2 protein-coding genes are annotated in these 4,531 nt (G+C 52.0%); one reads left to right on the top strand and one right to left on the bottom strand.

Features of this window, described 5'->3' with window-relative positions; all coding sequences use genetic code 11:
* Positions 1-795 precede the first annotated feature (795 nt).
* On the top strand, positions 796-2,100 hold the full coding sequence (locus ACIQ0R_RS11435; RefSeq protein WP_395827452.1) for an aspartate carbamoyltransferase: 1,305 nt from the start codon (positions 796-798) through the stop codon (positions 2,098-2,100).
* A gap of 55 nt (positions 2,101-2,155) precedes the next feature.
* On the opposite strand, the gene ACIQ0R_RS11430 is transcribed toward ACIQ0R_RS11435, so the two are convergent.
* Positions 2,156-4,231 (bottom strand): AsmA family protein, encoded by a 2,076-nt coding sequence (locus ACIQ0R_RS11430; protein WP_395827449.1) that lies wholly within the window; start codon positions 4,229-4,231, stop codon positions 2,156-2,158.
* Positions 4,232-4,531 lie beyond the last annotated feature (300 nt).

The raw sequence follows: 4,531 nt of genomic DNA, 5'->3' as shown, positions 1-4,531 counted from the left end.
TGCACGGCTAGCTCCTTGAACTCCGCCGTGTACATCTGTTTTGGTATCTTCTTCATTGCTGGTCTTTCCAAAGGATCGTTGATTTTACGTTACCTATGGAAGACTAAATTTCGGGGGAAGCTCAGGATAACAACTTGGTAAGCCCTGTATCTGTAACGAACATTTCTTGGATAAAAAATGCACCTGGGATGTTCATCTTGATTATTCACAATGGATGCAGGTAGTTATCCAAAGACTTATCCACAACCCTATCAAGGCACATCATTTTTTTTGATGTTAATCAGGTATTCCCAATTCCCATTAAATTTTTTCAAATATATTGATGTCAAAAGATTACTTCTTATAAAGAAAGCGATCTTTTTTGATCGACTGTTTTTTCAAGCATTTTTCGGCAAAAAAAAACTGCCTCGGTTTTATGTTTACAGATTTATATATACAAATAGTAGTAGTAATTAACGACCCGTTTTTCTGTGGACAACACTAAATTTGACTATCCATTCAATAACTTACGGATTAGATAAAAGCTTGGTAATCGGTGTATCGCGAAAGAATAATTCTTGGATAAAAAATGTCCTGTGGAAAACTAACCCCGATATCCACAATTCAACGCGGAGATATCCACAGCTTTATTCACAAAATCGTCAAAATTGCGTCTTTCCTGGGCATTTTTTCCCGGAATTACCTGGTTCAAAAAAATTACATCTGCTTAAATTATAAGCAGATGTAATTTTTAAAAATCTGGACAGCCAAAGCAGGATGGCTTAATGTACGCAAAGCGTATATTTGGAGATATGAATGATCGATCAACAGACTTTTTTACGTGATGCAATGCGTCGGCTGAATCTCATCAGAGAGAATTTTTCTGAGCGAATCGGCGTACACAAGCGCGCATTGGATACTTGGTTGCTGCCCGAAACATCCGGCGAATACCGCGCCATGCCAGACATTGTCAGTAAATTTGTTAATGAAATACTGGTGAAGGATGCGGAGAGCCACGTAAATACGCAGACCGTATATTCGGCAAGATCGGCGGCCCCGCTATCTACCCGTATCGGCCATCAAGGCAAACCACAACTGCTTTCTGTTGATCAGTTTTCCCGCGAATCTGTGGAAGACTTAATGCGCATCGCAGACGTCATGCAGCCGATTGCGCGGCGTCAGAAGGTCTCGCGCATCCTGGAGGGTGCTGTGCTAGCCAATTTGTTCTTTGAGGCCAGCACACGCACGCGTATCAGCTTTGGTGCGGCTTTTTGCCGACTCGGAGGATCGGTTTGCGATACCACGGGTTTCACTTTCTCTTCGATGACCAAGGGTGAGTCTGTCTACGACACCAGCCGCGTCATCAGCGGTTACGTCGACGCCTTGGTGGTGCGACATCCGGAACAAGGGGCGGTGGACGAATTCGCCCGTGCCACCAATATCCCCGTGATTAACGGTGGCGACGGCCCTGGCGAGCATCCCAGCCAGGCGATTCTTGACCTGTACACGATCCAGCGTGAATTTTCGCGTCTGGGAAAATTGATCGACGGTGCTCATATCGTCATGGTTGGCGACCTGAAATACGGCCGCACCGTCCACTCGCTCATCAAATTGCTGGCGCTATATCGTAGACTCAAATTCACCCTGATCGCACCGCCGACGCTTGAGATGCCGCCGTATATCCTGGAGCGCATATCAGGCGACGGTCATGTGGTGGAACAATCGACCTCCCTGGCGGGAGGCTTGAAAGGAGCCGATATCGTCTACGCGACAAGAATCCAAAAAGAGCGCTTTGCAGATGAGGCGATTGAAGGTTACGCACCAGAATTCCAGATCAACCAGGCTTTGATCGATGCCAACTGCGACGCCGGCACGATTGTCATGCATCCATTGCCGCGCGACGGCAGGCCGGCTGCCAACGATCTCAGCACCGACCTCAATTACGATCCACGGCTGGCAATTTTTCGGCAAACCGATAACGGCATACCGGTACGAATGGCGATTTTCGCTACCCTGCTGGGCGTAGAAAACCAGGTGCAGCATTCTATGCGCGACGCTGGCTGGCGCTCGCCGTCGCATGTCGGGCCGGATGACGCAATGTTTGACGGGCTCGATGGGTAAATAATGCCGCAGGCGCGCCGATCAGATAAAAAAGTACAACCAGATTTCGCCTAATTTAGCGCCCGGTTGCTGATCTTAATGTCTTGCCAGGCGGCGGCGCCAGCGGCTTGCGCTGTACCTGCGCCAGTAGCCCGGCACAATCGCTATGCTGAGTGGAGCCGATATTAATCAGTGGCAGCAAGGCCGCTGCAGGCGCCAGCACGCCGAGCGCGGCGGCGGCGCCAGCCTTCAGCGCCAAGACCCCCTTGTCGACCCCTACCTCAGGATCCTTGAAGGGTCCTGTGACGTGCAACGGGGTGCGTAGCGAGAAGATCCGCAGGCCCTTGTTCTTTGGGTTGATGGTTAGCGCCAGGGTTTCCTTGTTCAGGTTGATCTGACCTGCGACATCGATAATGGCGTCGTCGGTGTCCAGTACGAAAGTGCGCGCATCCATTACGCCGTTGCTGACGGCAAAATCGCTCGCGAGGCAATTGAGCTTGACCTGTTTGTCGCCGAACAGCTTCGAAATGAACAGATTGCCGATGTTCAGGCCCGCCGCCTCGAGCAGAAATTTGCTGATCGTGCCCTGGTTGATCAAGGTTTTCACCTCGCCATTGGCACTACCTAGCAAAGCGGCGACAGAATTGCCAACCGCCGACAATGACGCCTCGCCATTAATCTCGCCCAGACTGGCTTGCGCCAATTCCAGCGTCGGCAATAACTGGTTGATTTTCAGGTGGCGGGCTGAGATTGTCATCTCTGCCTTGATCTGTTTGTCGGTGCCATCGAGTTTGATGTTAGAAACCAGATCACCACCGGCAATACCGAAATTGAGCGGTGTCAGCGACAGCAGGCTATCCTTCAGATGCAGCTCGGCCACCATAGCGTGAATCGGTAACTGCTTATCGCGGATGATCTTGTTCCCGCTGAACTTTACATCGGCGTCGATACTGGCCCAGCGGGCGGTGTCGAACTGCTCGACCGGCAGCACGCTATTTTTGGGTTGCGCCGCGGCGTCGCCACGATTAGCCTTGCTGGCGTCCGAATCGGCGCCGATCAGCGCTGCCAGATCCTGTAGACGCAATTGCTTGGACATCAGTGTGCCCTTCAACAAAGGCCGCGGCTTTTGCGCAATAAGTTCCAGTGTGCCGGACAAATCGCTGGAACCGACGTATCCGCTGAATTTGTCGTAGGTCCAGTCGCCGCCGGCGCTATTCAATTTGCCGATCAGTCGTCCTTCGGTTGAGAATGGCGGCGTTGCCGGCAGCGCGATGCCGGTAAACGGATACAGGTTCGACATGCTGGCACCTGAAAGTTTAAGGCGCAAATCAAGTGCGGCAAGGTCGCTCGGCCTGCTCAGGTTGCCCCGGATCGATATCGCAGTCTTGTCGGCCTGGAGGCTGGCTTGCAATGGACAAGGTGTGCTCGAGTTTTGCCATGTCAGCACCGCACCGGCCTTGCCGTCGCCGTTGATAGTTGTATTGTTGAAGCTGCCGCTTAGCTTCCATCCTATGCCGTAGCCTTCGGCAGTAGTTCTCGGCAAACTGTCGATATCGGCTTTGATATCGAGTTTCCTGGCCCTGTCTAGCAAACGCACAGTGCCTTTCGCCAACATCAGCTTGTGCAGATCCAATTGCCAGGCGGATGGCGCGCTGGATTTGAAGGTCCAGTTGTTTTCGCCATCCAGCCCGCGCTCCAACGTGATGCGCGCTGCCTTAAGCTCCAGCGCCGGCAAGGCAATCTTATGCGCCAGCAACGGCAGCGGACTCAAGATCAACGTCAGCTCGCCGACTTCGGCCATGCGCGCACCGCTAGTGGCCCATTCCGGATTATCGAGCACGATATCCTTAGCACTTAAGCGCGGCCACGGCACCCAGCCGTGCCAGCCGTCCGCGTCCACTGAGGATTGTTGCCAGCCCAGTGATAAATCGCCGCGAATGGCAAACGGGCGGCCGATAGCCGCGCTGACGCTGCGGTTGAGCCAAGGTTTGGCGTGGTTCCAATCGAACCACAGCAGGAACGCCACAAACAACGCAACAAGCAATGCAACAAAGAACCCAGCAAATAATGCAATAAACAAAGTTAGCCGCGCCGCCGGCGTGGCGAAGGGCACTAGCAATGACCTGGTTGGACCAAATTTTTTTGTGCTCATGGGATTGATGAGGAAGCCAGTTAAGAAAGTGTCAACCTGGACTACGAAAGAAACAATAGTTAATTATTGTCAAATGGCAACGCTAATCAAAGCACGTATGTCATCGTGACTCTGGCATCAGGCGTTACCCAAGCGTTACCCAATCAATACGGCCGCGCAATGCTCCATAGTGGGTTTTGAGCTTCCCCCGAAATTTAGTCTTCCATAGGTAACGTAAAATCAACGATCCTTTGGAAAGACCAGCAATGAAGAAGATACCAAAACAGATGTACACGGCGGAGTTCAAGGAGCTAGCCGTGC

This window comes from Collimonas sp., assembly GCF_044339385.1.
GTDB lineage: Bacteria > Pseudomonadota > Gammaproteobacteria > Burkholderiales > Burkholderiaceae_D > Collimonas.
The sequence above is the reverse complement of the archived record's forward strand: the minus strand, read 5'-3'. Positions and strand labels throughout refer to the sequence as shown.